Below are 23,218 nucleotides of genomic sequence, written 5' to 3'. Positions count from 1 at the left end.
ACCACCCATTTCAACAAAGGCTTTACCAGGTAATTATTATCCTTTGTCCCGGTTCCAGGTTGATTGGCTGGGTTTTGCCGCCGCCCACAAGGGTCGTTTGGCCGCCCGTTTTCGAAAAAATCGTCGCTTTTACCGGCCGACCTTTCTGCCAGTCGAGGCTCAACTCGAAGCCACCCCGCGCCCGCAGCCCCGATATGCTACCCGCCGGCCAGGCGTCGGGCAGAGCGGGTAATAGCCGGATTTCATTGTCGGACGATTGCAGCAGCATCTCGGCGACGGCAGCGGTTCCGCCAAAGTTACCGTCGATCTGGAAGGGCGGGTGGGCGTCGAACAGGTTCGGGTACGTACCACCACCCCGGGCGTATTCGGTTTTGACGCCATCTGGCAACACAAAATGGAGCAGTTCACGGTACATTTTGTAGGCGTGGTTACCGTCCCAAAGGCGCGCCCACAGGTTGATGCGCCAGCCTTTCGACCAGCCCGTCGTTTCGTCGCCTTTGATTTCCAGTGTTTTGCGGCAGGCCTGCGCCAGTTCGGGCGTGCGGTCGGGCCGAATCTGGTGGCCGGGATACAATCCGAACAGATGCGACTGATGCCGGTGCTTGGGGTCGACGTCGGCCCAGTCGTAATACCATTCCTGGAGGTTGCCCGCCTTGCCGATCTGGTAGGGATGCAGGTCGGCTAGCGTCTGTTTCAGGGTCGCCTGAAAATCGGTGTCGGTGCCCAGTACCTGCGCGGCCTGTAGGGTCTGGCTCAGGCATTCGCGCACCATCGCCAGATCGGCCGTGCCGCCAAAGAGCGTTGCGCCTTTATAGCCCGAGGGCGTCAGGTACTGGTTCTCGGGCGACGTGCCTGGCGAGGTCACGAGTTTCCCGGCTTTGTCACGCACCAGCCAGTCGAGGCAGAATTGGGCGGCTCCTTTTAGCAGCGGGTAGGCCGTTTCGCGCAGGTACGTCTTATCCTGCCCGAAGGTGAAATGCTCCCACAGGTGCGTGCTGATCCAGGCCCCGCCCATGTTCCAGTTGGCCCAAACGGGGTCGCCCTGCCCGAAGTCGCCCACGGGGTTGGTCATGGCCCAGATGTCGGAGTTGTGCGCGACGGTCCAGCCGTTCGCTCCGTAGAACGTACGCGCCGTGACGGCCCCCGTTTTGGCCAGATTGCCAATGAACGACAGCATTGGCTCGTGCATTTCGGGGAGGTTGGCGGTTTCGGCGGGCCAGTAATTCTCCTGAAGGTTGATGTTGGTGGTGTAATTGCTGCTCCAGGGGGGGCGCATGTAAGGGTTCCAGATACCTTGCAGGTTGGCTGGTACGCCCGGCGTGCGCGAACTGCTGATGAGCAGATACCGCCCGAAGTTGAAATACAACTGTTCCAGATCGGTATCGGGCTTACCCTCGGCGTAGCGCTGCAACCGTTGATCGGTGGGCAGGTTGGGAATTTTTTCGGCCGACGTCAGGCGCAGGCTCACCCGGTTGAACAGCCGCTGGTAGTCGCTCACGTGGGCGGCCAGCAGTTGCGCATACGATTTGCTCATGGCCCGGCTAAGGCGCTCGGTGGCGATGGCTTCGTGGGGCAGGCCGTTGGTGGCCGGGTCTTTATCGAACCCGTTGAAGCTGGTGGCGATCGACACAAACAGCAGTGCTTCGGTGCCGCCTTTCAGCGTCAGCGACGTGTCGGTGGTGGCAACGGTGCCGCCGTCCTGTGTTTTGATGCCCATCAGCGTGGTAAAACGCGTGCCTTTAGCGGGGTCAAACACAATGGCGTTGGGGATATTGCCCCGGTAGTTGGGTTCGGCCTTCAGGGGCGCATAGCCCGTCGCTTTCAGCACGTTGCCGGTGGCGCTCACCTGGTTTCGTAGCTGACTGTTGAAGCGTACCGTAAAGCCCAGCGCGCCTTTTCGGCTGCTTTTGAGCCGGACCACCATGATCTGATCGGGTTTCGAGATCAGGTAGTCGCGGGTGTAGGTAACGCCGTTGACCGTGTAACGTACCTGCGAAGTGGCGTCGGCCAGGTTGAGCTGCCGGTAGTAGTTGGGGGGGTCGGTGGGGGCATCGGTATCGATAAACAACGTACCCAGCGGCGCATACGACTCCGAGAATTTGCCCTGTAGCTTTTTCTGGAGCTGATCGGCCAGTTGGTAGTTTTCGTTTTGCAGCGCTTCCCGAATGGCGGGTACGTTTTTGTACGCCTCCGGGTTCATGTTGGGATCGACCGGCCCGCCCGACCACAGCGTGGCGTCGTTGAGGTAGATTTTATCGGACCGGACACCGCCGAAGACCGACGCGCCCTGGGTGCCGTTGCCCAGCACGAGGGTTTCTTCAAAATACTGCGCGGGCTGCTGATACCACAGCGTTTTGTCGGGTTGCTGAGCCAGACAAACCGATAAGCCGAGCGAGGTGGCGAACAGGAGAGAACTAAAAGCTTTCATAGCAAGTGAGGCGTCCCGTACCATCGAGCCAGAACAAGGTGCATGCGGGGCGTCTGGTGGGTTGATCCGTATAGATGGCGGGTGACCTTTAGTAAAGTACCGTCCGGGGCGTTGATACCCGTACAGTACCCACCAAAAGGCGTGTACCGTGTTCATTTAGCTGGATTCTGCGGCCATCAGCGGGCGTTGATGGTTATGGTCCTATGAGCCGATCGCTTTATCCGTATCTAATCTGTCTGTTGCGCTGTATGGGCCTGCTGCTGCCAGGGCTACCCACGCCGACTGTGGCGCAGAGCTGGGCGCGGCGCGTGATCGAACGCGTTCTCAACGACACGACACCCGCCAACCAGCCGAAGTTTACGTTTTACCCGACCATTAGCTATGCCCCCGAGACCAGCCTCGAACTCGGCGTGTCGTCGTTGTACCTGTACCACGCCCGCAACGATGTAAAGCGCAATCGACTGAGTGAATTGCAGGCGTTTGGTTTCTTGACCATCCGTGGGCAATACGGCCTGAATCTCGAACACACCATCTACGGTGATCGGGACCGCTGGCTGTTTCTGGGGCGGGGTCGGCTGCAACGCTTTCCGCTGCTATACTACGGCATTGGTCCTGATACCAAACCCGACCACCCGGCTACGATCGATGCGCTCTCGATTCAACTGCGCGAACGGGCCATGCGAAAGCTGGCACCCAACCTGTTTGGCGGTATCGAGGTCGATTTTCAGCGGCTGAGCCGCGTGGCCGTGGAGCAGCCCGATCAGTTTACGTACCCACCACTGGTCGGGGGCGAGGGGTCGGCCAATATCGGGTTTGGCGGCGGACTTATCTACGACACCCGGCCCAACGTGCTCAATGCGCGGCGGGGAATGTTTGCCGAACTGGCTTACCTCAACTACAACCGGGCGCGGGGCAGCACGTTTTCCTTCAACAACATGCTGGCCGACGTCCGGCTGTATCGGACTACGCGACCGGGGCAGGTGCTGGCCTGGCAGGCGTATGGCGTCCTGACCAACGGCAACGTACCCTTTAACCAACTGGCGCTGCTGGGCAACGAAATCATCATGCGCGGGTATTACGCGGGCCGGTACCGCGACAAATTCTACACCGCCACCCAGGTTGAATACCGTTGGCTGCCCTTGCCGTTCAGCCGTCGGTTTGGGGCGGCTGTTTTCGCGGCGGTGGGTACCGTAGCGCCCTCCCCGCGCGACCTGCGCCTCGACAAACTGTTCCCCACCGGTGGGGCCGGGGTTCGCTACCTGTTCTTCAAGAAGAAAGACGTGTACCTGCGGGCCGACGTGGGCGTGACCCGCGAAGGGCTGGGTTTTTACATCTTCACGGGTGAGTCGTTTTAACCGGCTCGTAACTGAACTGAATCACCACCCGGTCGTCGGCATCGACAGCGCCTTCGTAAAGTGGCGGATCGGTCAGTTCGTCGATATCGAGGTCAACCGGAACGTACCCAGCCGCCTCCACGGCTTCGGCGGCATAGGCTTTGGCAACCTGATGAATGAGCGCCAACCGCGAATACACCGACCCGGTTGGCGATTGAGTGGCGCTAAGCTGCCCGACGCGTTCGGCAAAGTCACGGGCCGACACGTCGATGGTTTGCTGGGTACGTTGCTGTTGCATGGGTTCAGGCGACTACCTACTGGAGTAACCCTATTTCGTCGGATGGGTTTGCCCGTCGACGCTCAGGCCGTCAGTCCGAGCGCTTCGCTTGTCAACTCCCGGTTGATCCAGGCAGCCGCTTTGACGCCGTTAGCCACGGCAATCGCCACCTGCCGGAAGGGCGTCGTGGCATCGCCCACCGCGAATACGCCGGGTACGTTGGTTTCGCCAAACTCGCTTACGTCGAGCAGGCCGCTTTCCGTCAGGCGACAGCCCAGCTGCGTAGCCAGGTCGGAGGATTGCCGGAAAGGAACGCGAGCAAAGAGTGCGTTGGGCTGCGCCAGCGAGCCGTCGGTGAACCGCAGGGCCGTTAGTTGGCCCGCTTCGTGCTCGAGGGCCGCCACGGGTTTTTCGACGATCGGGATCTGAAGCTGGTCGAGCAACTGCCGCTGATCGGCGTCGAGCGTGGCGGGGCCGTCGGTAAACAGGGTGAGGTGGCGACTCCACTGCTGAATGAGCGTGGCCATCTCGTAAGCCGTTGCGCCGTTGGCCAGGATGCCCAGCGGTTGGCCATGCACCTCGTAGCCGTGGCAGTAGGGGCAATGCAGCACCGACCGGCCCCAGCAGTCGGCAAAGCCCGGCAGGTCGGGCATCGTATCGACAACGCCTGTTGCCAGCAGCAGTTTTCGGCCCGAGGCCGACTCACCCGTCGCCGTCGTTACTCGGAACCCGTCTGCCGTTGGCTCGGCCCTGATGACCGTTCCGAAACGTACCTCGACGGTCGGGTAGTGGCTCACCTGCTCGCGGGCGATGGCCGACAGCCGGGCCGGAGTTTCGCCGTCGCGGGTCAGAAAACTGTGCGAATGGGGTGTTTGCCGGTTGCACGGCTCCCCCGCGTCGATGACCCGCACGCGGCGCAGCGCGCGGCCCAGCACCAGGGCGGCGCTTAGTCCGGCGTAGCTGCCGCCAATAATCAGCGCATCGTAGGGCTGTTGATTTGTCATCCGAATAATTGGTTATTCCCAGACCGGGAAGGGGTCCTGAAAAGCACCCCTGTTTTCCATATGCTTTAGTTCCAGTTCCGTACACAGGCATTCTTCCAGCTCGACGGTGATCTGTTCCTGATTGAGGTCCTGCCCGATAATGACCAGCTCATTTTGCCGGTCACCGAACCGTTTGTGCCAGCGGGCTTCGATCTGCGATTGGTTGTCCAGAAAAGCGGCATACCGGCTCCGTTGGCTGAAGGGCATGGATGCCCACCACACCCCGGCCCGTTCGGCCCGCAGGCTGCCCCCGGTCTGACTGAAGTTCAGCGCATCGTCCGGCCGCGAGGCTAGCCAGAACAACCCTTTGCTGCGAAGAATACCGGCTGGGAAGTGTTCGCTCAGGTACGTCCAGAACCGGGCCGGGTGAAACGGTCGGCGCGCCCGAAAAACAAAGGATGCGATGCCGTATTCCTCGGTTTCGGGCGTGTGCCCAACGCCATTATTGTGATTTTGAAGCTCCTGAATCCAGCCCGCCGACTGCGAGGCCTCGTCGAAGTCAAACAGATGGGTGTTCAGAATCTGCGCCGGATCGACCTTCGAAAACTGCGATTCGATGAGCCGGGCTTTGGGGTTGAGCTTGTGCAGAATGGCTTTCAGTTCGCCCACGCGGTGGCGGGGCAGCAGGTCGGTTTTGTTCAGGATGATGACGTTGGCAAACTCGATCTGATCGGTGAGCAGGTTCACGATCGTGCGCGTATCGGCTGGGTCGCTGTTGAGGTCGCGCTGATGCACGGTATCGACCGACCCGAAATCGCGGGGGAAGTTGTAGGCATCCACCACCGTCACCAGCGTGTCGAGCCGGGCGAAGCGTGAGAGGTCGATACTGGTATCGTCATCCGCCGAATCGTCGGACCGAAAAGTGAATGTCTGCGCAACCGGCAGCGGCTCCGAGATGCCCGACGATTCGATGAGCAGGTAGTCGAAGCGATTTTCGCGGGCGAGTTTTTCCACTTCCAGCATCAGGTCTTCGCGCAGGGGGCAGCAGATGCAGCCATTGCTCATTTCGACGAGCTTCTCTTCTGTCCGCGACAGCGTATTCTGGTCTTTGACCAGTTGCGCGTCGACGTTCACCTCGCTCATGTCGTTGACGATCACGGCGACTTTAAGTCCCTGTTTGTTGTGCAGCACATGGTTGAGCAGGGTGGTTTTGCCCGCGCCCAGAAAGCCGCTGAGCACGGTTACGGGTAATTGGCGAGTGGTGTTCATGGGTACGTGGTGCTGTTTAATGAGCGTGATTTTTCCGGCAATGGCGAATGTTGGCAACGTGCGTACCGGCCAGACCCAGTGAGGCCGCGTAGGCCAGCCAGGCCGCTGATTCGTGCGCCGATTCGAGGAGTATACCCGCCATAAACAGAGTTAAAAAGCCCCACAAGGCTCGGTTAATGGCCCGCGACGTGTGCCGCGACGCCGACCAGACGGCCGCGATGTTGATGGCGATGAAGATGTAATCCAGGCTCAGAAACCCAATCCGCAGCGAATCGTGGCTGAGCAGGGTGGATGTCATGACCAGAACGGGCGTGACGAGGCAGTGGACGAGACAAAGCACGGAGCCGGTGATACCGAGATAATCCGCTCGATTGCGGGCAGGGAGCGTGTAAGGCATACGGATGCTTATAAATGCAACAATGTTGCAAATAAAAGGCAAAGATTGCCTCGCTCGACGGGGTGGCTAAAATAAATGCAACAATGATGCAAATGTGATTAGCCCGTTTTGCGCCTGTACCAGGGTGGAAGGGCCGGGGGCGCCCAGCCAAGCGTCAGGTACGTTGTCTGCGTCAGCCACAGGGCAACGTACCTGACGCAGCTACTTTTCCGTCTCAGGTACGTTACCCGGCATTAAGGAACGGGAAATCTAGCGGCGTTGGCAGAGCCAGATGGTAAGGTTGCCGCAGGTGGGGTCGCTGACGACATGGGCTACGACCGTGAAGCCCTGTTCGTCGAATAATGCCTGATACTCGGCGGTGTCGAGGCTGGCGTGGTAGAGCGGTTCGCCCTGATAAGCGCCAATGGCCTCACCGTGAACGGAACCACTAGTAAAAAGGAGGCAGGCGTTGGGGGCGGCGTAGCGCCGGAACACGCCCATCATGTGCCGCTGATCGGCGTGGGGGAGGTGAAAGAAGCTATTCCAGGCCAGAATGGCGTCGTAGGTACGTGGTAGCTCCACCGTGCGCATGTCGCCCACCAGCCACGTGTGGTCGGGGAAGCGGCGTTGGCAGAGTTCGATGGAAAGCGGGGCGGCGTCGACACCCGTGAGGGCGCAGCCCTGCTCAATGAGGTAACTGGCGATGGGTTCGCCCATGCCGCAACCCAGATCGAGTACGGCCGCGCCCGGTGGGAGTAGCGTTAGTAACCGGTCAAGCCAGCCTTTCTCGACCAGACTCCGGTCGCGGTCGTGGTCGTAAGCCAGAGCGTGGCGCTGGTAAAGGCCAATGAGTTGATCGGCGGGCATAGGCTGGGTATCCCGCTCAGGCGGGGCGGGCGTTTCGGGTTAGTGACGGTTGGCGTTGTGCTTTTCCAGGAGTCGCAACGTGTGGTCGAGTGCCTGCGGCCCTTCCCAGTCATCATGGCCGGGCACGACGATGCGGGCTTTCCCAAAGCGCTTTTTCACGTTCCGGATCGAGCCACTCCAGGCGGTCAGGTTCGACTCGCCGACGTACCCCATCCCGAACGCCGCCACGCTCTTCACGAAGCAGCCGCCGTGCAGAATGCGCTCGCCCGGTAACCAGACCACGATGTTGTCGACCGTATGGCCTTCACCCGGAAAATAGGTGCGGATGGGTACGTTGCCGATCGTGAAGGTAGTGTCGGCGGGCAGGATGCCCTCGGGCGAGGGATAGCCCTGTTTCACGGTTTTCTGCGCGGTCAGCGGCGTGCTCACGACCCGGATACCCGCCTTTTGCAACGCGACGATGCCGCCCACTTTATCATCGTGAGAGTGCGTGACGATGCAGAGCCGGACGGGTAGCCGCAGGCTGTCGGCCACCCAGCGGAGTAGTTGTTGGGTGTTATCGGTGTTGCCCTCGGTATCCCAGCCCGTGTCCAGCAGCACCACGCCGTCGTCGGTGCGGACAATCAACCCGTTGGACGGCACTGGCTCGCCCTGATACATCCCGTAGGTCGTATGCACAAACACCCGATCGCTCAACCGACTCACGCGCAGCGGCGGCTTCTGAGCCGTTTGAGCCACGGCTAAGTGGGTAAGCAAAATGCTAATAGACAGAGCGAACAGAAAACGCATGGGATGGGGGCAAGAGGTTGATTGAGTGCTAGTTAGCCTGAATGCAAGATTTACTGAGATTGACATCTTTTGAGTACTCGGTCCAACAAAATTAAGGTCAACAGCTGCCAGAAAAAATGGGATTGGCTCCTGATATTTGTATTTTTCGTTGATTCGAGTGGCAAATAATACACCCCTACGCATAGATAGCGACATTCAATAGTAGCGACAAGCACCGTGTTTGATACCTTCTGTGGGCCGAGAGTAGAATCAACCCAAGTCTGGTTTTCAGAAGCGGAACAGATGCTAGGTGCGTAAGTACAGGAAGAATAAGGTGGATAGACGCGTATTTATTGCGTCTATTTAAGAGTTATGTGTAAGCCAAGAACAACCGGAAGAAAATGAAAATAAAAATTGATAAGTTTAAGAAGATTGACTCCGTAGAAGTTGAACTACAAGCATTAAATATTTTTATTGGAACTAATAATTCTGGGAAAAGTAGTTTTATACAAGGTATTCAATTTGCAATTTCAAGTGCTCAGACTCTTAGATTAAAAAGTGTTCCTTGGAGAATCCAAAACGACTCACAAACACTTAATTTGGATTCAACAGACTTTCTTTATACCCCAACGCGACATATAGAGAATCTATACCACGGCAAAAGGCTTGTAACTTCTAGAAGAAGGTCAGATAGAGTATCTATGAATTTTAGCTTCAATGACGGAGATCAGACGGCAATAAATGTCTCAAGAGGAAAAAACGGAGGTTTTGCCACTGTAGTAACTGGTAAGAATTTTGGTCAAAAGATAAACGACATTGACAACCCATTTTGTGTTTATGTGCCTGGAATTGCTGGAATTCCAATTCAAGAGAAATTTGAAGTACCAATAGCAATAAAAAAATCTGCGACTCGAGGAGACAGTAATAATTATCTGAGAAACATTTTACTGGACATTTCGAAAAGTGATTCCAAATGGAATGCATTTATATATTCAGTAAATCAAATTTATTCTGACATAACAATAAAGGTTGAATTCAGAGATAGGGTTTCAGAATTTATTGATGTGTCTGTAAGTAATGAAGGCATTGAACTTCCTCTTGATTCCATTGGTACTGGACTTCTTCAAACAATTCAGATATTTTCATATATTGAATATTTCAATCCGAGAATTATTCTTTTAGATGAGCCGGATTCCCATTTGCATCCGACCAAGCAGAAGCATCTCGCTAATGAATTACTTCGTAGGACAAATGATAACGAGCATTTGAAGGTCGTATTTTCAACGCACTCAAGATATATTCTTGAGACATTAGAGAATATTGCTAATGTTGTTCATTTTCAAAATGGAAGGTCTTTCCCCAATATTCAAGGAAGTAAAATATTATTAGATATTGGTGCTGCTGATGCTGACTATTTATTCTCAAAGAAAAATCTTAAATATATTGTTGTTACTGAAGATAAAGTGGATAATATATCTGAGAAAAAAAGTTTTTTAAAGAATTTCCTTATCGCTAATGGGTTGTCTGAAGACGAGTTTGTGCTTCATTCATATGAAGGATGTACAAAGGTAGATTTTGCAAAAATTCTTGAAGGATTTGTTAGAAAGCAAATTCCCGGTGTAAAAGTTATTGTTCATATCGACAGAGATCAAAAGGTAGAAGGTGATCGAGATTTGATTAAATTGGAAGATGATTGCGAGAAACGTGAACTGTTACTTTTTGTAACTAAGTTCCAAGAAGTAGAATCATATTTTTGTCAGCCACAACACATTTCAAAAGTTTATGGGCTTGACATAGATGTTTGTTCAACGCTATACGAGAATTCTGTCGATTCATTAGCCGAAGAAACGAAAAGAAAGCTAAGCAATTTTATATTAAGAGAAAGAAAAGATTTGTCTCTCAATAAAGAAGGTAAGCAAGATATTGCGATAATTGACAAAATGGTTGAAGGATGGTACAATCAATTCAAGAACGAATTGTGTCCAGGAAAAGAACTAATGGGAAAGGTGAAAAATGAAGTCCAAACAGTTCACAGACTCGATCCTAATAAAATCATTGAAACAAGTGAATATTTAAAGGATGTAAAATTCCAAACATTATTAGCATAGATGGCCTACACATAACAGCAGTTTGGCAAAATGGCGGTTTTAGTGTTTAATTCAACATTAGTTCTTCGATTGAACTTTTGTGCAAAACTGACCATTTGTACTTCGATTTCCGCCACTTCGCCAAGCTGCAAACCGTTACTAAAAGAACCCCGCTCCCATTTTTCTGTACAAAATCTTGCCGGTAGGAACATTAGATGCGTGTAAGTTATTCTCCGTGAGCGAATCTGTAAAGTCAGCCAGCGTAGTAAGTGCTACGCTCGACCATAACGACCTGATACAAGTGGAAAGGCTTTTCGGACTAATTCACGGATCAATAAAGGTTATCTCAACTCGGAAATGAACACAGGCCCGCTACGTAGTCTTTGCTGCCGTCGGTGACCCAGGCGTCGAGTTGGGCGGGGTCTTTGAGCTGCTGACCGCGCAGGCGGGGCACCACCAGGTAGCCACAGGGTAGGTCGGTCAGGGCCGACATGTCGCTCCAGAGTTTTTCGATCTGCGCCACGGGATAAATGTCTTCCTGTCCGTGGCCCCAGCGGTACTTCACGTCTTTGATGGTCACGTAGCTTGGAATCCGGTGGGCGACGCTCCGCACGGCTTTGGCCAGTTGCGCCTCGTCGCCCCGTTGCAGGTCGGCGCGGGTGAGGCCGAAGAGTTGCAGCAGCGGGTCGACCTGAATCCAGGTGGTGTTGGAGTTGTAGTAGCTCAGGTTCAGCTCGTCTTCCTCGCGGGGCTGCGCCAGGCCTTCCAGCAGCCGGACGTGCCCGTTGACGCGCGCCAGTCCACCCCCACGGTCCTCGATGCGGCGGGGCACGACCTCAAACGTCAGCACATTGCCCGATTCGAGGTGGTAGCCCAGCGCGGCGGGGTCTACGTCGGCACCGAGCGTATCGATGTTGTGGAGCATGAGCGTTTCCACCGACGGATGCTCGGCCAGCAGCTTCGCCAGCGTGCCGTTACGCAGCAGGTTCGAGACTTCGTACCAGTGGCCAAGGGGCGAAAACCGCTGCGCCGCGATGTTGTCGACGTAGTCGGTGCCTTCGCCTTTCGACTTGGCCCACGCGATCAGGGCCTGCCGCCCGGCGTCGCGCACTTTCTGCTTGTTTTCGTCGAGTAGCTCCTGCGGCATTTCTTCCCACAGAAAGCGCAGGTCGCGCTCCATTGGCACAAACCGCTGCCCGATCGACCGCCCCGGCGACAGGTACGTTGGTCCCGCGTAGCCGAAGTTGCCCGTCAGTGCCAGCTTCTTGCGGATGGGCTCGTGGGTCATGTAACTGGTAGCCACCACGTGCGGGATCGGGGTGCCATACTGCTCGGCCAGCTTGCGGGTTTTGGCGAGGTGAATTTCCAGAAAACTCCGGTGCGTGCCCTCGATCTCGACAAACGGGTTGATGGTCTTGATCACGCCCGCGCCTTTGGTCCAGCGGCTGCCGATGCCCGCGCCCAGACTCAGCACGCCCACTTTCCCGGCCCGAATGGCGGCTTCGCCCCGATGCGCCGAGGCCATTACCCCATCGAGTTGTACGGCATCGCCCGGCTGCACGTCGTCGATGCTGGTGTCGACGGGCAGCCGGTTGCGCGACAGGCCGATGCGGCCTTTTTGCAGTTCTTCGCGAATCTCTTCGTGCTGAATGAAGTCGAACCCGTTGTCTTTCTTGATGCGATCGGCTTTGTCGTTTTCGGCGCTGCGGTTGCCGCCCGAAGTGGGGTCCGATACCTTGAAAAGGTTGCTGACCACCGTGCGCAGCAGCGGGTACGCCTGGTTATTCTGTTCGCAGTGGGTGGTGAAAAAGTCGATTTCGGCCCGGCGTCCGTAGGGAATCGACGCGGGATCTTTCCGCACCAGTTCCGACACGTGAATGCCGTAGTACGACTCGGGCATCAGCGCGTCGTTGCCTTCGTGCAGCGAGGCCCACGAGCCGCGTGGGTTGATGCTCCAGTTATATACCACCGGCTCCATCGCAAACGGCAGCGAGTCAGACAGTTCGTTTTTCGTCGTTCGCAACAGGTCCAGCACCTGTAGTTTGTAGTCCTCGTACTGCGCCGGATTCACGAACATACCCATACCCCCGCCCGACATACCGCCGAGCATCAGGAAGCCATAATAGTCGTCGCCGAACTGTTTTTTGGCTTTGGCAATGATTTGTTCGGTGAAGTAGGTCGACGCCCAGGGGATGATCGTCTTGATTGGCCCCTCCCAGTTGCGGGCGGTGTTGGCCCCCAGCTTTTTGACGTCGCCCTCCCGGATGGCGCCCAGAATGTTGTCGAAGATCTGGTTGGTCTGCTGGCGGGCGGCCCATTCTTTCTCGCCCCGGAGCAGGTACTTTTCGGTGACCATTTCCAGAATCGGCCCCACGTTCGAGGCCATGCCGCCGTGCATCAGCACCAGCGAGTTCATGATTTTTTCCTGAATGTCGGGGTGAATAGCCTCGCCCTCGAGTACGCGGTGGCGGGGCAGCAACGTACCCCGGCTGATGCCGTATTCGGGATCGCCTTCCTGCGCAAACGTACCCTGAATGGCTTTGATGCCGGGCCACACGCCGCCCGAATCCTGCCAGCCGCCGCCCGAGCCGCCGATCCATTCGCCCAGAATGGCCCGCGACGCCACCAGCCGCCGTTCGTTTTCGTCGAGGCCGCCTTCGAGGTTGCGGGTTTGGCCCGTCGCGCGCATGAGCAGGCTGATAATGCAGCCCAGCAGGTTGGTCGACACGGCAAAACGCGAGCCTTTGGGGATGTCGTTCACTTTCGTGACCAGCTCGATGCCCATGCCGGGCGCCACAATCCGGGCCAGAATCTCGGCCAGCGACTGATTAGTGCCTTCAAACGAGGGGGGAATGAGGCCCGATGCGATCACGCCCGCTTTTACGAGACTCAGGTAATCGTTGCCGAAGTTGAACAGATCGGCCAGGTCGGTGACGTCTTTCGTTGTGTTCAGGTCGACGCTCGTCAGGCGCAGGACGGGTTCCGAAATGACCCGCACGTAGCCGTGCAGCGGTGGCCGGATGTCTTTGTCGCGGCCAAACACGCCCAGGTCGATGGAGATGTTGATGACACGTGCGCCCTCGGGGTAGTCCATCCCCAGAAAGAAAATATCCGACCAGCCGCTGTGGGTCAGGTCCATGCGCACGGAGGTCTGTTCGTGCAGGATGGGGTAGAACAGCGAGCCGTCGGGCCGTTGCAGCAGCCGGGGGTGAATCCGGATGGGGTGCTCGGCTTGGTGCCCCACGCGGAACATCCACTGGTTGCCCTTGCTCGACCGCACGCTTTTACGTACCTGATCGGCCAGAATCTGGAACGAGAGCTGATGGTAACTGTCGGCCAGGGCGCTGAAGAGCGTGGCGCTCGGCCCCTGTTTGTCGAGGTCGTGCAGGAACCGCACAATCGCCTGCTCGAAACGGCGGGCCAGCAGGTCTTCGAAGCCGGCGTAGGGAATCTTGCCGATGGCCGGGGTTTCGGGGGCGTCGATGACGGCAAACCGGAAGCCCGCGTAGAGGAACAGAATGGCCCGTACCTTGTCGTAGAGGTTGGGCGTGGCCTTCCGGAAGTCGTCCAGTTCGCGCAGCGCCTTCAGCAGATTCGGCGTCGACAGCGTCCGGCTCAGGTCAAAGAACGATCGGTTCCGAACGGCCGGGTCCGTTGACGTAATGGTTTCTATGAATACGTTCATATGGTCTGTGCAATACCCCCCGCCCTAAAGGGGGCCTGCTGGCGCGGTAGTAGTGGTGCGTCAGCAATAAGGTTGCACCAACAGGCCCCCTTTAGGGCGGGGGGTATTGTCGGCGGAGATACTAGTGTTTACCCCAACTGCGCCTTGCGGGAATTGGCTTCGGCCAGGATGTCGACCATCGACGACAGCGTTTCGTCGTGCGCTTCGCCGGCCAGGCCCAGCGCCATTTGCGCCCGCAGGAGGCCGTTGCGGCCGCTCAGGTCGTAGCGGTTGCCTTTCACTTCCAGTGCCAGGTACGTTTCCGTGTCGGCGAGGTCTTGTAGCGCGGGTGTGAGCCTCGCGTTGGTCTGATTCTGCGCAATGTGTTTTTCCAGAATGGCGAACACCGTCGGCGTCAGCACGTGCATCCCGAAAAAGCAGAGGTAATAGCCTACCCGCAGGCCGGGCGTTTGCAGCTCCAGCTCGGCGATACTCAACGACGGTTTTTCGATCAATTTTTCGATCTGATAGACGCCGCTGCGGTTGGGTACGTGTTTGCCGGTGAGGGTACCGTAGCGGCCAATCTGGTGTTCGATGGTGGGGTTCACGGCCGATACCGAGCAGTTTTCCTGCGTGGCCAGCTCGATCAGCTGGGTGGCGCAGCGTTTGCCCACCAGGTTCGATACGTAGAGGTAATCGCCCAGCAGCAGCAGAAAGGGCTCGTTGTCGACAAACCCTTTGGCGCAATGCACGGCGTGGCCATAGCCCAGCGGTTCGGGTTGCTCCACAAACTGCGTCCGGCTGATGAGCTGATCGATCTTGTCGGCTTCTTCGCGCGCCCAGTCGACGTCTTTGAACGACTTGACCAGATTATCCCGCAACGAGGTAAAGGCACTGATGTAGCGCGGACCGTCGCCGGGGGCACAGACCACGCAGATCTCCTCGATGCCACTCAAAAAGGCTTCTTCGGCAATGGCCTGAAGTACGGGTTTGTGCAGCCCGTCGGTGTCGATCACCGGCAGCATGGCTTTCTGGATGGTATCGGCAACAGGGTACAGGCGCTCGCCCCGGGCGGCAGCGGTAATAACGGCTTTTCTGATTTTCATTGAGAACAGACGGCAGAGACAATTGGAAGCCCAAAGTTTGCCAAAAAGACGCACCGAACCCAATGCAACCACCGATTCCGGGCGTTGGTCTATGCAATGGATTGCGTAGGTACGTTATCGGAGCGCCTGAGGGGTACGTTGGCGGGGCTGGGTACGTGGTCGTTGGGGAGAAATGCGGCTTCGTCGTTCACTTCTGTTGGTTCATCGGAATGGCCGCGCCGGTGGGCGGGTTCGTGGCCCATTTTTGTCATCGTAAACAGCAACTACGATGAACACCACCTACCCGCATACCATCGAAAACAGCCAGGGCGAACGACTCACCTTTCTGGGCGTTGTTCGCGAGCCCGATGGCGATAAGCTCCTGGGCGAGAACTTCGTCGCACCCGGCAGCGGCCCACCTATGCACGTGCACTGGCTTCAGGAAGAATGCTTCACGGTAGTCAAGGGCAAACTTGGCTACCAGATTCTGGGCCAGCCCGAACGGTTCGCCGGTGTGGGCGAGACCATCCTCTTCAAGCGCGGCGAGGCTCACCGGTTCTGGAATGCTGGCACCGACGTGCTTCAGTGCAAAGCGTGGGTAAAACCCGCCAACACGCTCGTCTTCTACCTGTCGGCCATTTTTGCGGCGCAGAAAAAGTCGAATAACCTTCGGCCCGAACTGTTCGACGCGGCTTACCTGCTGACCCGCTACGCCAGTGAATACGACATGATCGATATGCCCCGGTTTGTGCGGCGGGTTGTCATTCCCGTCGTCTACACCATCGGTAAACTGCTGAACAAATACGGGCACTTCAAACATGCCCCCGTCCCGGTGACCGCAGGCTAGAAACGATCGACGACGTGGTCATCCGGCCCCTGGCCGTTTGTATCGGTTGCCCTCGGGGGCGCCGGTGCAAACGGCTTTTTTGCGTGACTTGAGTCGGCGCCGGAGCATGACACCGTTTCGACTACAACAACCGTAGATTTGGCTACGTTGCCCCGTTGGCTGACCCTGACCTTTGTTGCCACCAAACAAACAGCAGCATGAACGTTATCGTAACCGGGTCGCTGGGCCACATCAGCAAACCCCTGACGCAGCAATTGATTGACAACGGGCACCGAGTCACGGTGGTCAGTAGCAGCCCCGATCGCCAACAAGCCATCAAAGCCCTGGGCGCTACTGCCGCCATTGGGATCATCGACGACGTGGAGTTTCTGACGACCACGTTTACAGGTGCCGACGCGGTGTATTGCATGATTCCACCGGCCCACTTTGCCGAGCCCGACCGTCGGCTCCATTACAGTCAGGTGGCGACGAATTATGCCCAGGCGATCCGGCAGGCCGGGGTGAAGCGGGTCATTCACCTGAGCAGCTTTGGGGCCGATCTGGCCGAAGGCACGGGGATCATTCTGGGGGCTTATGACGCCGAAAACATCCTGAATGAACTGACCGGCGTGGCCATCACGCATATGCGCCCGACGTACTTCTATTACAACCTGAACGCCTTTGTCGGGATGATTAAAAGCACGGGCCGCATTATGGCCAACTATGGCGGCGACGACATTATCCCGATGGTGGCGCCTGTGGATATCGCCGACGCCATTGCCGATGAACTCAGCACGCCCGCTACCGACGATCGGAAAATTCGCTACGTAGGCAGCGACGAACGAACCGGCCACGAGGTGGCCCGCGTTCTGGGAGCGGCGATCGGTAAGCCGGAGTTGACCTGGACGCTCATTTCCGACGAGCAGGTGCAGCAGGGTATGGAAGCCAACGGCCTGCCCACCATTTTGGCGGCTGGTCTGGTTGAGATGTATGCCAGCCTGCGCAGCGGGGCGATGGCTGCCGACTATTACCGGAACAAACCCGCGCTGGGCCGGGTCAAGCTGGAAGATGTTGCCCCCGAGTTTGCCACCGTATTCAATCAGCCCTCATAACGTACCTGCATCATGGTCGGAAACCAACCGCTTCTGCTGAAGACGATCCGGGAGTATCACCACTTCCGGAACCTGCCCCGCCCGCAGCATCCACTGATCAGCGTGATCAATGTGGCAGATATCCACTCGAAAGGCGACGAGGAGCCGAAGACCCTGGTGCAGCAATTCTATTCCATTGCCCTGAAACGGATGACCAATGGTCAGATGAAGTATGGTCAGCAGGTTTACGATTTTGAGGAAGGCGTTCTGTTTTTCATGGCCCCCGGTCAGGTCTATTCGATCAACCCGGGGGCTGGTTTTCACCATTCAGGCTGGATTCTGCTGATCCACCCCGATTTTCTGTGGAATACGCCGCTGGCCAAAACCATCAAGCAGTACGAATACTTCGACTATTCGACGAACGAAGCCTTGTTTCTGTCCGAAAAAGAAGAGGCCATCCTGACGGGCATTATCCAAACCATCAATCAGGAATATCAGGCCAACATCGATCAGTTTAGTCAGCAGATCATCATCTCGCAGCTGGAGACGCTGCTCAACTATTCCGAGCGGTTTTACCACCGACAGTTCATCACCCGGAAAATAACCAACCACCAGATCCTGGACCGGTTGGAGGCGCTGCTTGCGGATTATTTCAACGGCGATTCGATTGAAAAAAACGGACTCCCGACGGTGCAGTACATCGCCGATACTCTCAACGTGTCGCCCAACTACCTGAGTGGCCTGCTCAGAACCCTGACGGGGCAGAGCACGCAGCAGCACATCCACGACAAACTGATCGAGAAGGCAAAAGAGAAACTGTCGATCACCGATCTGTCGGTGGGTGAAATCGCCTACGCGCTGGGGTTCGAGCACCCGCAGTCGTTCAGCAAGTTGTTCAAGGCGAAGACCAACTTGTCACCGCTGGCTTTCCGGCAGTCATTCAACTAAGCCAAGCTATTGGCTACTTTAGCGGTATGACACAGCGCTACTATTTTGACACGTCAGTTTTTGGGGGAGTATTTGATAGCGAGTTTGACGAGGAAACGACACAACTGTTTGAGAAAGTAAAACTTGGTCAGCTGACCTGCGTCTACTCTGACCTGACCGAGCAGGAATTAAGTAAGGCACCACAGCAAGTGCGAAACTATTTCGACGCCCTTGATCGGAACTGCATAGAGCGCGTCGAGGTGTCTCTGGAAGGCTTCCAGCTCGCTCAGACGTATATTGATGAAAAAGTAGTTGGGGCAACAAGCTTCGCTGACTGTATTCATATTGCCACGGCTACACTAAGTAAAGTCGATGTATTGGTCAGTTGGAACTTCAAGCACATTGTTAACATTTTCCGGATACGAGGGTACAATTCTATAAATTTACGTCTCGGGTATCAGACCCTTGAAATCCGTTCGCCAAAAGATATCATTGGGTATGAAAACGAAGGATAGAAAAAGTAAAGCATTTGACACTGTCAAGACGTTTCGTGAAATCCGAGAGCGCATCTCCCAGGAAACGTACGGTATGACCTTTGATCAGTTTAAGACGTTCTTGTCTCAAACTGCAGAAAAGCCGGCGCCTAAGGTTGATTGATAATGCCCTGAACGGGCCGCCATTTTTTTCACACTGAACTGGTCGTTCAACTAAGCCAGCACCGGTTCGGGGCGTTGCCAGCGGTAGAGGTAGGGGGCTTTGTTGGCGGCGCCGGTAAACTTCTTTTCGAGGCGTTCCAGCACATTCATGTCCAGCATCTTCTTCTGGAAATTATTGCGGGCAAACGGCTTGTCGAAAATGGCCTCGTAGAGTTCCTGCAACTCTTTCATCGTAAACGTTTCGGGCAGCAGGTTGAACGCCAGCAGGTGCTCATCTAGGTGCAGCCGCAGCGTATCCAGCGCATGCGCCACCATGTCGTGATGGTCCATGATCAGCGTGGGTAACTGCCCGATCGGGTACCACTCGATCGACTCGTCGATCTCATTTTTTTGGGGAACCACCTTGCTGATGTCGACCAGCGCGTAATAGCCGATCGAAACAAACCGGCGGGTAACCCATTCGAGCGCTGTCCGGTCGAGGCCCCGCTCAATCATGCGGGCTTCGTTCTGCTGGAGTAACCGATCCATGAAGTCGCGGTTGCTCCGGTGCGCGTTGCCAAATACCCTGAACTGCTCCAGATAGATGGCCCGCAAGCCGGTACGTTCCTCCAGAATGCGGCGGGCGGCTTCGTCGATGCCTTCGTCCTGCAAAATGTACCCGCTGGGGAGGGCCCAGAAATCGCCCCGAAAGTCCAGTTTCGGCACCAGCACTTTAAGCTGTTTGTCCTGGTAGCCGAAGATGACGCAGTCGATGGAGAGCTGATGAATGTAATTGTGTTCGGGCTGGGAGTGCATAGCTGAGCGGACAGGAATCGGTGCGGCGGCCATCGGCCGTAAAACACAAACGCAAAATAGACGACGGGCCACCAAGCTGCCAAAAGGCCACCGGGCAGCCGGGTAAAATCGTGGTACTACAAATGTATTGAATTGGATAAAATTTATTGTCTAAACTGTAGACAATAAGAAAGTTTCTCCTTTACCTTTGCTTCATTCGTTGAGTAAAAACGCCAATTCATATGCGAGAAAAGTCTTTTACCACCAGTCTGTTGGCTGTTGGTCTGTGGTGCCTGATGCTGGCCGCCGTCGCGCAGGCTCCCAAACGTAGTGTGCTCGTCTTCAGCAAAACGGCCGCCTTCCGCCACCAGTCGATCGACGCGGGCAAAAAAGCGCTGGCCAAAATGGCAACTGAGAAGGGTTTCGAGGTACGTTTCACGGAAGATGCCACCCAGTTTGCCGAGTCGAATCTGAAGCAGTTCAACACCGTTGTGTTCCTGAACACCACGGGCGACGTGCTCACCAACGAGCAGCAGTCGGCCTTTGAGCGCTACATCCAGGCCGGTGGTGGGTACGTGGGTATTCATGCTGCCACCGACACCGAGTATGAGTGGCCGTGGTATGGCCAACTAGCTGGCGCCTATTTCCTGGATCACCCGATGCCCAATAACGTGCAGAAAGGGAAATTCATGGTGAAGCTCAAGAACCACTGGGCTACGCAGGGGATGCCCGACGAATTTGAGCGCTCGGATGAGTTTTACAGCTTCAAGAACATTTCGCCCAAGATCAACGTCCTGCTGACCATCGACGAAAAGAGCTATACCGGTGGCAAGAACCCTGATTTCCACCCTATGAGCTGGTATCAGGAGTTCGACGGCGGCCGCTCGTTCTACACGGCGATGGGCCACACCGACGAGTCGTTTTCGGAGCCGCTGTTTCTGAATCACCTCTGGGCGGGTATCAACTACACCTCGGGTGGCGATTCGCCGAAGTCGCTGGATTTCGCCAAAGCCCGTCCCGAAGAAAACCGCTTCGCCAAAGTGGTGCTGGAAGAGAAACTCGACGAGCCGATGGAACTGAGCGTACTGGGCGATGGCCGGGTATTGTTTATTCAGCGCAAAGGCGAAGTGCGGCTCTACAACATCAAAACCAAAGAGCTGAAAACCATCGCCAAGCTGCCCGTTAGCGTCAAATACGTGAGCAAGGAAGGCAAGGAGTCGATGGGGGAAGATGGGCTGATGGGCCTTAACAAAGACCCCAACTTCGCCCAGAACCACTGGATCTATCTCTACTACTCGGATCCTAAGGAGTCGAAAAACGTACTGTCACGCTTCGAACTGCGCGGCGATGAGCTGGTGATGAGTTCGGAGAAAAAGATGATCGACGTACCCACGCAGCGCGAAGAGTGCTGCCACACGGGTGGGTCGATCGCCTGGGATCGGGCTGGTAATCTGTACCTGTCGACGGGCGACAACACCAACCCCCACGGCTCGAACGGCTTCAGCCCCAGCGACGAACGCGACGGCCGCAGTGCGTGGGATGCCCAGAAATCGTCGGCCAACACCAACGACCTGCGCGGCAAGATCCTTCGCATCAAGCCGCAACCCGACGGTACGTATACGATTCCCGACGGCAACCTGTTTGCCAAAGGCACGGAGAAAACCCGGCCCGAAATTTACACCATGGGTCACCGCAACCCGTTCCGCATTTCGGTCGATCCCCGCACCGGGTACGTCTATTGGGGTGAGGTAGGTCCCGACGCTGCCAAACCCGGCGCTGATCGCGGACCGGCTGGTCACGATGAAGTCGGGCAGGCTCGCAAAGCCGGTAACTTCGGCTGGCCGCACTTTGTGGGCGACAACAAAGCCTACAACAAGTACGATTTTACGGCGTCTAAGTCGGGCGAGAAGTGGGACGCCAACGCCCCCTCCAACACCTCGCCCAACAATACGGGCCTGACCACGCTGCCCCCGGCGCAGAAAGCCTTTATCTGGTACCCCTACGACGCCTCGCCCGAGTTCCCGCTGGTGGGGGCCGGTGGCCGCAACGCCATGGCCGGGCCGGTGTTTTATGCCGACGATTTCAAGGGTGCTCCCAACGCGTTCCCGAGCTACTACAACGGCAAACTGCTGACCTACGACTGGATGCGCGGCTGGATTATGGCCGTGACGATGGACAAAGACGGCAACTACCAGTCGATGGAGCGGTTTATGCCGAGCTACAAATTCAGCAACCCGATGGATATGGAGTTCGCTGATAACGGTGACCTGTACATGCTCGAGTACGGCTCAGGCTGGTTTACCGCCAACGACGACGCCCGCCTAATTCGGATCGAATACAACGGGGGCAACCGCAAACCGCAGCTTCAGGTGGCCGCCAACAAACTGGGGGGCTCGGCTCCGATGGCATTGAACCTCACGGCCAAAGGTACGACGGACGCCGACGGCGATAACCTGACGTATACGTGGAAGGTCACGTCGAAAAATGGTTTTACCAAGGTCATCAACACGCCCGATGCTAACCTGACGCTTGCCAGGCCAGGTACGTATAAGGCAGCGCTCACGGTCAACGATGGCAAGGGTGGCGTGTCAACGCAGTCGATGGACATCACGGTGGGCAACGAACCGCCCGTGCTGAGCGTGGACATGCCCGGCGGCAACAAGTCGTTTTTCACGCCCAACAAGCCATTTAGCTACGACGTGAAGGTGCGCGATAAGGAAGACGGCACCCTCGGCAAGGGCATCGACCCCGAGCGCGTGGCGGTCAACATCGATTACCTGGCCGAAGGGTACGACAAAATTGCCATTGCGCAGGGGCACCGCTCAGCCGATGCCAGCGCCCTGTTTGCCGGTGGCAAGAAACTGATCGAAGCCAGCGACTGCAAAGGCTGCCACAGCATCACGAAGAAGTCGATCGGGCCGGCCTACGTAGACGTGGCCAAGAAATACAAAAACGACAACTCGGCGGTGGAACGTCTCACGAAGAAAGTGATCGCCGGTGGGGCGGGTGTCTGGGGCGAAACGCCGATGTCGGCTCACCCACAACTGGCAACCGCCGATGCCGCCGACATGGTCAAGTACATTCTGAGTCTGTCGGGCGACGCGGCTACCAATTCACTGCCGGTGAAGGGCGACTACACCGCCAAACTCCCCGCTGGCGATAAAGGCAAAGGCGTTTACATTGTCCGGGCGTCGTATGAAGACAAAGGTGCTAAAGGCTTACCGTCGCTGCGGTCGGAGCAGACCTACGTGCTGCGGAATGCCAAGGTTGATGCGCACAGCTTCGACCAGTACGACAACGTGAACAAGATGTCGTTCGGGGGTAATAACCTGGCGATGCCGGCCAAGTCAGGCGCGTACATGAGTCTCAAACAAACCGACCTCAGTGGTGTAACGGCGATGCGCGTAATGGCGATGGCGCCCAAACCGCAGGTTAACGCCAAAGGCGGTAAAATCGAATTACGGCTCGACAGTCCGACCGGCAAGCTCATTGGCGAATCGTCGATGCTGACTCCGTCGGAGAAGATGGATTTCAACCCGTCGCAACTGATGATTCCGGTGAAGCTGCCGACTCCGTTCGACAACAAACCGCACGACGTGTACCTTGTGTTCGTGAACCCCGCTGAGCCAACAGGCACCCTGATGATTGTGATGGGCACCGAAGTGATGCTGGGTTCCGTCGGGCAGTAGGTTACGCTTTGCCTTCGCCGTCATTGGTAGTCATTCGTCGTAAAAACAATCAATGACTACCAATGACGGCGAAGCCTAATGACCATGAATGACGACTAATGACCTTACCTTCTAACC

At 56.5% G+C, this 23,218-nt stretch carries 18 protein-coding genes; 7 read left to right on the top strand and 11 right to left on the bottom strand.

Going from position 1 to position 23,218, the window contains the following annotated elements; all coding sequences use genetic code 11:
- Positions 1-22: 22 nt before the first annotated feature.
- Positions 23-2,428 (bottom strand): glycoside hydrolase family 95 protein, encoded by a 2,406-nt coding sequence (locus tag ACAW74_RS11120; RefSeq protein WP_370698272.1) that lies wholly within the window; start codon positions 2,426-2,428, stop codon positions 23-25.
- A 203-nt stretch (positions 2,429-2,631) separates the two neighbouring features.
- Here ACAW74_RS11120 and ACAW74_RS11115 point away from each other — a divergent pair, with 203 nt between their 5' ends.
- Positions 2,632-3,783: a BamA/TamA family outer membrane protein gene (locus ACAW74_RS11115; RefSeq protein ID WP_370698271.1), complete on the top strand. Its 1,152-nt coding sequence runs from the start codon at positions 2,632-2,634 to the stop codon at positions 3,781-3,783.
- On the opposite strand, the gene ACAW74_RS11110 is transcribed toward ACAW74_RS11115, so the two are convergent.
- The 6 genes from ACAW74_RS11110 to bla form a co-directional block, all read right to left on the bottom strand.
- On the bottom strand, positions 3,764-4,060 hold the full coding sequence (locus tag ACAW74_RS11110) for a hypothetical protein (protein ID WP_370698270.1): 297 nt from the start codon (positions 4,058-4,060) through the stop codon (positions 3,764-3,766). The genes ACAW74_RS11115 and ACAW74_RS11110 overlap by 20 nt on opposite strands.
- A gap of 62 nt (positions 4,061-4,122) precedes the next feature.
- Positions 4,123-5,043 (bottom strand): NAD(P)/FAD-dependent oxidoreductase, encoded by a 921-nt coding sequence (locus tag ACAW74_RS11105; protein WP_370698269.1) that lies wholly within the window; start codon positions 5,041-5,043, stop codon positions 4,123-4,125.
- A 12-nt stretch (positions 5,044-5,055) separates the two neighbouring features.
- A complete protein-coding gene (locus tag ACAW74_RS11100; protein ID WP_370698268.1) occupies positions 5,056-6,291 on the bottom strand; it encodes a GTP-binding protein in 1,236 nt (411 codons plus the stop codon).
- Between the two features lie 16 nt (positions 6,292-6,307).
- Positions 6,308-6,688 carry a MerC domain-containing protein gene (locus ACAW74_RS11095; RefSeq protein ID WP_370698267.1) on the bottom strand — a complete coding sequence of 127 codons (381 nt, stop codon included), beginning with the start codon at positions 6,686-6,688 and terminating at the stop codon, positions 6,308-6,310.
- Between the two features lie 249 nt (positions 6,689-6,937).
- Positions 6,938-7,534, bottom strand: coding sequence for a class I SAM-dependent methyltransferase (locus ACAW74_RS11090; protein WP_370698266.1), 597 nt, complete (start codon positions 7,532-7,534; stop codon positions 6,938-6,940).
- A gap of 39 nt (positions 7,535-7,573) precedes the next feature.
- Positions 7,574-8,323 carry a subclass B1 metallo-beta-lactamase gene (gene bla / locus ACAW74_RS11085; protein ID WP_370698265.1) on the bottom strand — a complete coding sequence of 250 codons (750 nt, stop codon included), beginning with the start codon at positions 8,321-8,323 and terminating at the stop codon, positions 7,574-7,576.
- A gap of 380 nt (positions 8,324-8,703) precedes the next feature.
- Here bla and ACAW74_RS11080 point away from each other — a divergent pair, with 380 nt between their 5' ends.
- Positions 8,704-10,410: an ATP-dependent nuclease gene (locus tag ACAW74_RS11080; RefSeq protein WP_370698264.1), complete on the top strand. Its 1,707-nt coding sequence runs from the start codon at positions 8,704-8,706 to the stop codon at positions 10,408-10,410.
- 325 nt (positions 10,411-10,735) lie between these two features.
- On the opposite strand, the gene ACAW74_RS11075 is transcribed toward ACAW74_RS11080, so the two are convergent.
- From ACAW74_RS11075 to ACAW74_RS11065, 3 genes are all read right to left on the bottom strand, one after another.
- Complete coding sequence (locus ACAW74_RS11075; protein WP_370698263.1) at positions 10,736-14,074, bottom strand: UTP--glucose-1-phosphate uridylyltransferase; 3,339 nt, start codon at positions 14,072-14,074, stop codon at positions 10,736-10,738.
- A 128-nt stretch (positions 14,075-14,202) separates the two neighbouring features.
- On the bottom strand, positions 14,203-15,159 hold the full coding sequence (locus ACAW74_RS11070; RefSeq protein ID WP_370698262.1) for a UTP--glucose-1-phosphate uridylyltransferase: 957 nt from the start codon (positions 15,157-15,159) through the stop codon (positions 14,203-14,205).
- An 89-nt stretch (positions 15,160-15,248) separates the two neighbouring features.
- Positions 15,249-15,410 carry a hypothetical protein gene (locus ACAW74_RS11065; protein WP_370698261.1) on the bottom strand — a complete coding sequence of 54 codons (162 nt, stop codon included), beginning with the start codon at positions 15,408-15,410 and terminating at the stop codon, positions 15,249-15,251.
- A gap of 17 nt (positions 15,411-15,427) precedes the next feature.
- Between ACAW74_RS11065 and ACAW74_RS11060 the strand changes: the two genes are divergently transcribed.
- The 4 genes from ACAW74_RS11060 to ACAW74_RS11045 all read left to right on the top strand — a co-directional run bounded on the left by ACAW74_RS11060 (position 15,428) and on the right by ACAW74_RS11045 (position 18,497).
- Positions 15,428-15,985, top strand: a complete 558-nt coding sequence (locus tag ACAW74_RS11060; protein ID WP_370698260.1) for a cupin domain-containing protein — start codon at positions 15,428-15,430, stop codon at positions 15,983-15,985.
- A 197-nt stretch (positions 15,986-16,182) separates the two neighbouring features.
- The gene (locus ACAW74_RS11055; RefSeq protein WP_370698259.1) at positions 16,183-17,076 is read left to right on the top strand and encodes an NmrA family NAD(P)-binding protein; all 894 of its coding nucleotides are present in this window, start codon (positions 16,183-16,185) and stop codon (positions 17,074-17,076) included.
- Between the two features lie 12 nt (positions 17,077-17,088).
- Positions 17,089-18,003, top strand: coding sequence for a helix-turn-helix domain-containing protein (locus ACAW74_RS11050; RefSeq protein ID WP_370698258.1), 915 nt, complete (start codon positions 17,089-17,091; stop codon positions 18,001-18,003).
- A 26-nt stretch (positions 18,004-18,029) separates the two neighbouring features.
- Positions 18,030-18,497, top strand: a complete 468-nt coding sequence (locus tag ACAW74_RS11045; RefSeq protein ID WP_370698257.1) for a type II toxin-antitoxin system VapC family toxin — start codon at positions 18,030-18,032, stop codon at positions 18,495-18,497.
- 192 nt (positions 18,498-18,689) lie between these two features.
- Here ACAW74_RS11045 and ACAW74_RS11040 read toward each other — a convergent pair whose 3' ends face one another.
- Complete coding sequence (locus tag ACAW74_RS11040) at positions 18,690-19,433, bottom strand: NUDIX hydrolase (RefSeq protein WP_370698256.1); 744 nt, start codon at positions 19,431-19,433, stop codon at positions 18,690-18,692.
- A 275-nt stretch (positions 19,434-19,708) separates the two neighbouring features.
- Here ACAW74_RS11040 and ACAW74_RS11035 point away from each other — a divergent pair, with 275 nt between their 5' ends.
- A complete protein-coding gene (locus tag ACAW74_RS11035; protein WP_370698656.1) occupies positions 19,709-23,101 on the top strand; it encodes a ThuA domain-containing protein in 3,393 nt (1,130 codons plus the stop codon).
- Positions 23,102-23,218: the final 117 nt, after the last annotated feature.

The organism is Fibrella musci, assembly GCF_041321105.1.
GTDB lineage: Bacteria > Bacteroidota > Bacteroidia > Cytophagales > Spirosomataceae > Fibrella > Fibrella musci.
This window is presented reverse-complemented; position numbering and strand designations above follow the sequence as displayed.

Coding starts and splice junctions, on each gene's coding strand:
- ACAW74_RS11120 (WP_370698272.1), bottom strand. CDS start 2,428: ATGAAAGCTTTTAGTTCTCTCCTGTTCGCCACCTCGCTCGGCTTATCG.
- ACAW74_RS11115 (WP_370698271.1), top strand. CDS start 2,632: ATGAGCCGATCGCTTTATCCGTATCTAATCTGTCTGTTGCGCTGTATG.
- ACAW74_RS11110 (WP_370698270.1), bottom strand. CDS start 4,060: ATGCAACAGCAACGTACCCAGCAAACCATCGACGTGTCGGCCCGTGAC.
- ACAW74_RS11105 (WP_370698269.1), bottom strand. CDS start 5,043: ATGACAAATCAACAGCCCTACGATGCGCTGATTATTGGCGGCAGCTAC.
- ACAW74_RS11100 (WP_370698268.1), bottom strand. CDS start 6,291: ATGAACACCACTCGCCAATTACCCGTAACCGTGCTCAGCGGCTTTCTG.
- ACAW74_RS11095 (WP_370698267.1), bottom strand. CDS start 6,688: ATGCCTTACACGCTCCCTGCCCGCAATCGAGCGGATTATCTCGGTATC.
- ACAW74_RS11090 (WP_370698266.1), bottom strand. CDS start 7,534: ATGCCCGCCGATCAACTCATTGGCCTTTACCAGCGCCACGCTCTGGCT.
- bla (WP_370698265.1), bottom strand. CDS start 8,323: ATGCGTTTTCTGTTCGCTCTGTCTATTAGCATTTTGCTTACCCACTTA.
- ACAW74_RS11080 (WP_370698264.1), top strand. CDS start 8,704: ATGAAAATAAAAATTGATAAGTTTAAGAAGATTGACTCCGTAGAAGTT.
- ACAW74_RS11075 (WP_370698263.1), bottom strand. CDS start 14,074: ATGAACGTATTCATAGAAACCATTACGTCAACGGACCCGGCCGTTCGG.
- ACAW74_RS11070 (WP_370698262.1), bottom strand. CDS start 15,159: ATGAAAATCAGAAAAGCCGTTATTACCGCTGCCGCCCGGGGCGAGCGC.
- ACAW74_RS11065 (WP_370698261.1), bottom strand. CDS start 15,410: ATGACAAAAATGGGCCACGAACCCGCCCACCGGCGCGGCCATTCCGAT.
- ACAW74_RS11060 (WP_370698260.1), top strand. CDS start 15,428: ATGAACACCACCTACCCGCATACCATCGAAAACAGCCAGGGCGAACGA.
- ACAW74_RS11055 (WP_370698259.1), top strand. CDS start 16,183: ATGAACGTTATCGTAACCGGGTCGCTGGGCCACATCAGCAAACCCCTG.
- ACAW74_RS11050 (WP_370698258.1), top strand. CDS start 17,089: ATGGTCGGAAACCAACCGCTTCTGCTGAAGACGATCCGGGAGTATCAC.
- ACAW74_RS11045 (WP_370698257.1), top strand. CDS start 18,030: ATGACACAGCGCTACTATTTTGACACGTCAGTTTTTGGGGGAGTATTT.
- ACAW74_RS11040 (WP_370698256.1), bottom strand. CDS start 19,433: ATGCACTCCCAGCCCGAACACAATTACATTCATCAGCTCTCCATCGAC.
- ACAW74_RS11035 (WP_370698656.1), top strand. CDS start 19,709: ATGCTGGCCGCCGTCGCGCAGGCTCCCAAACGTAGTGTGCTCGTCTTC.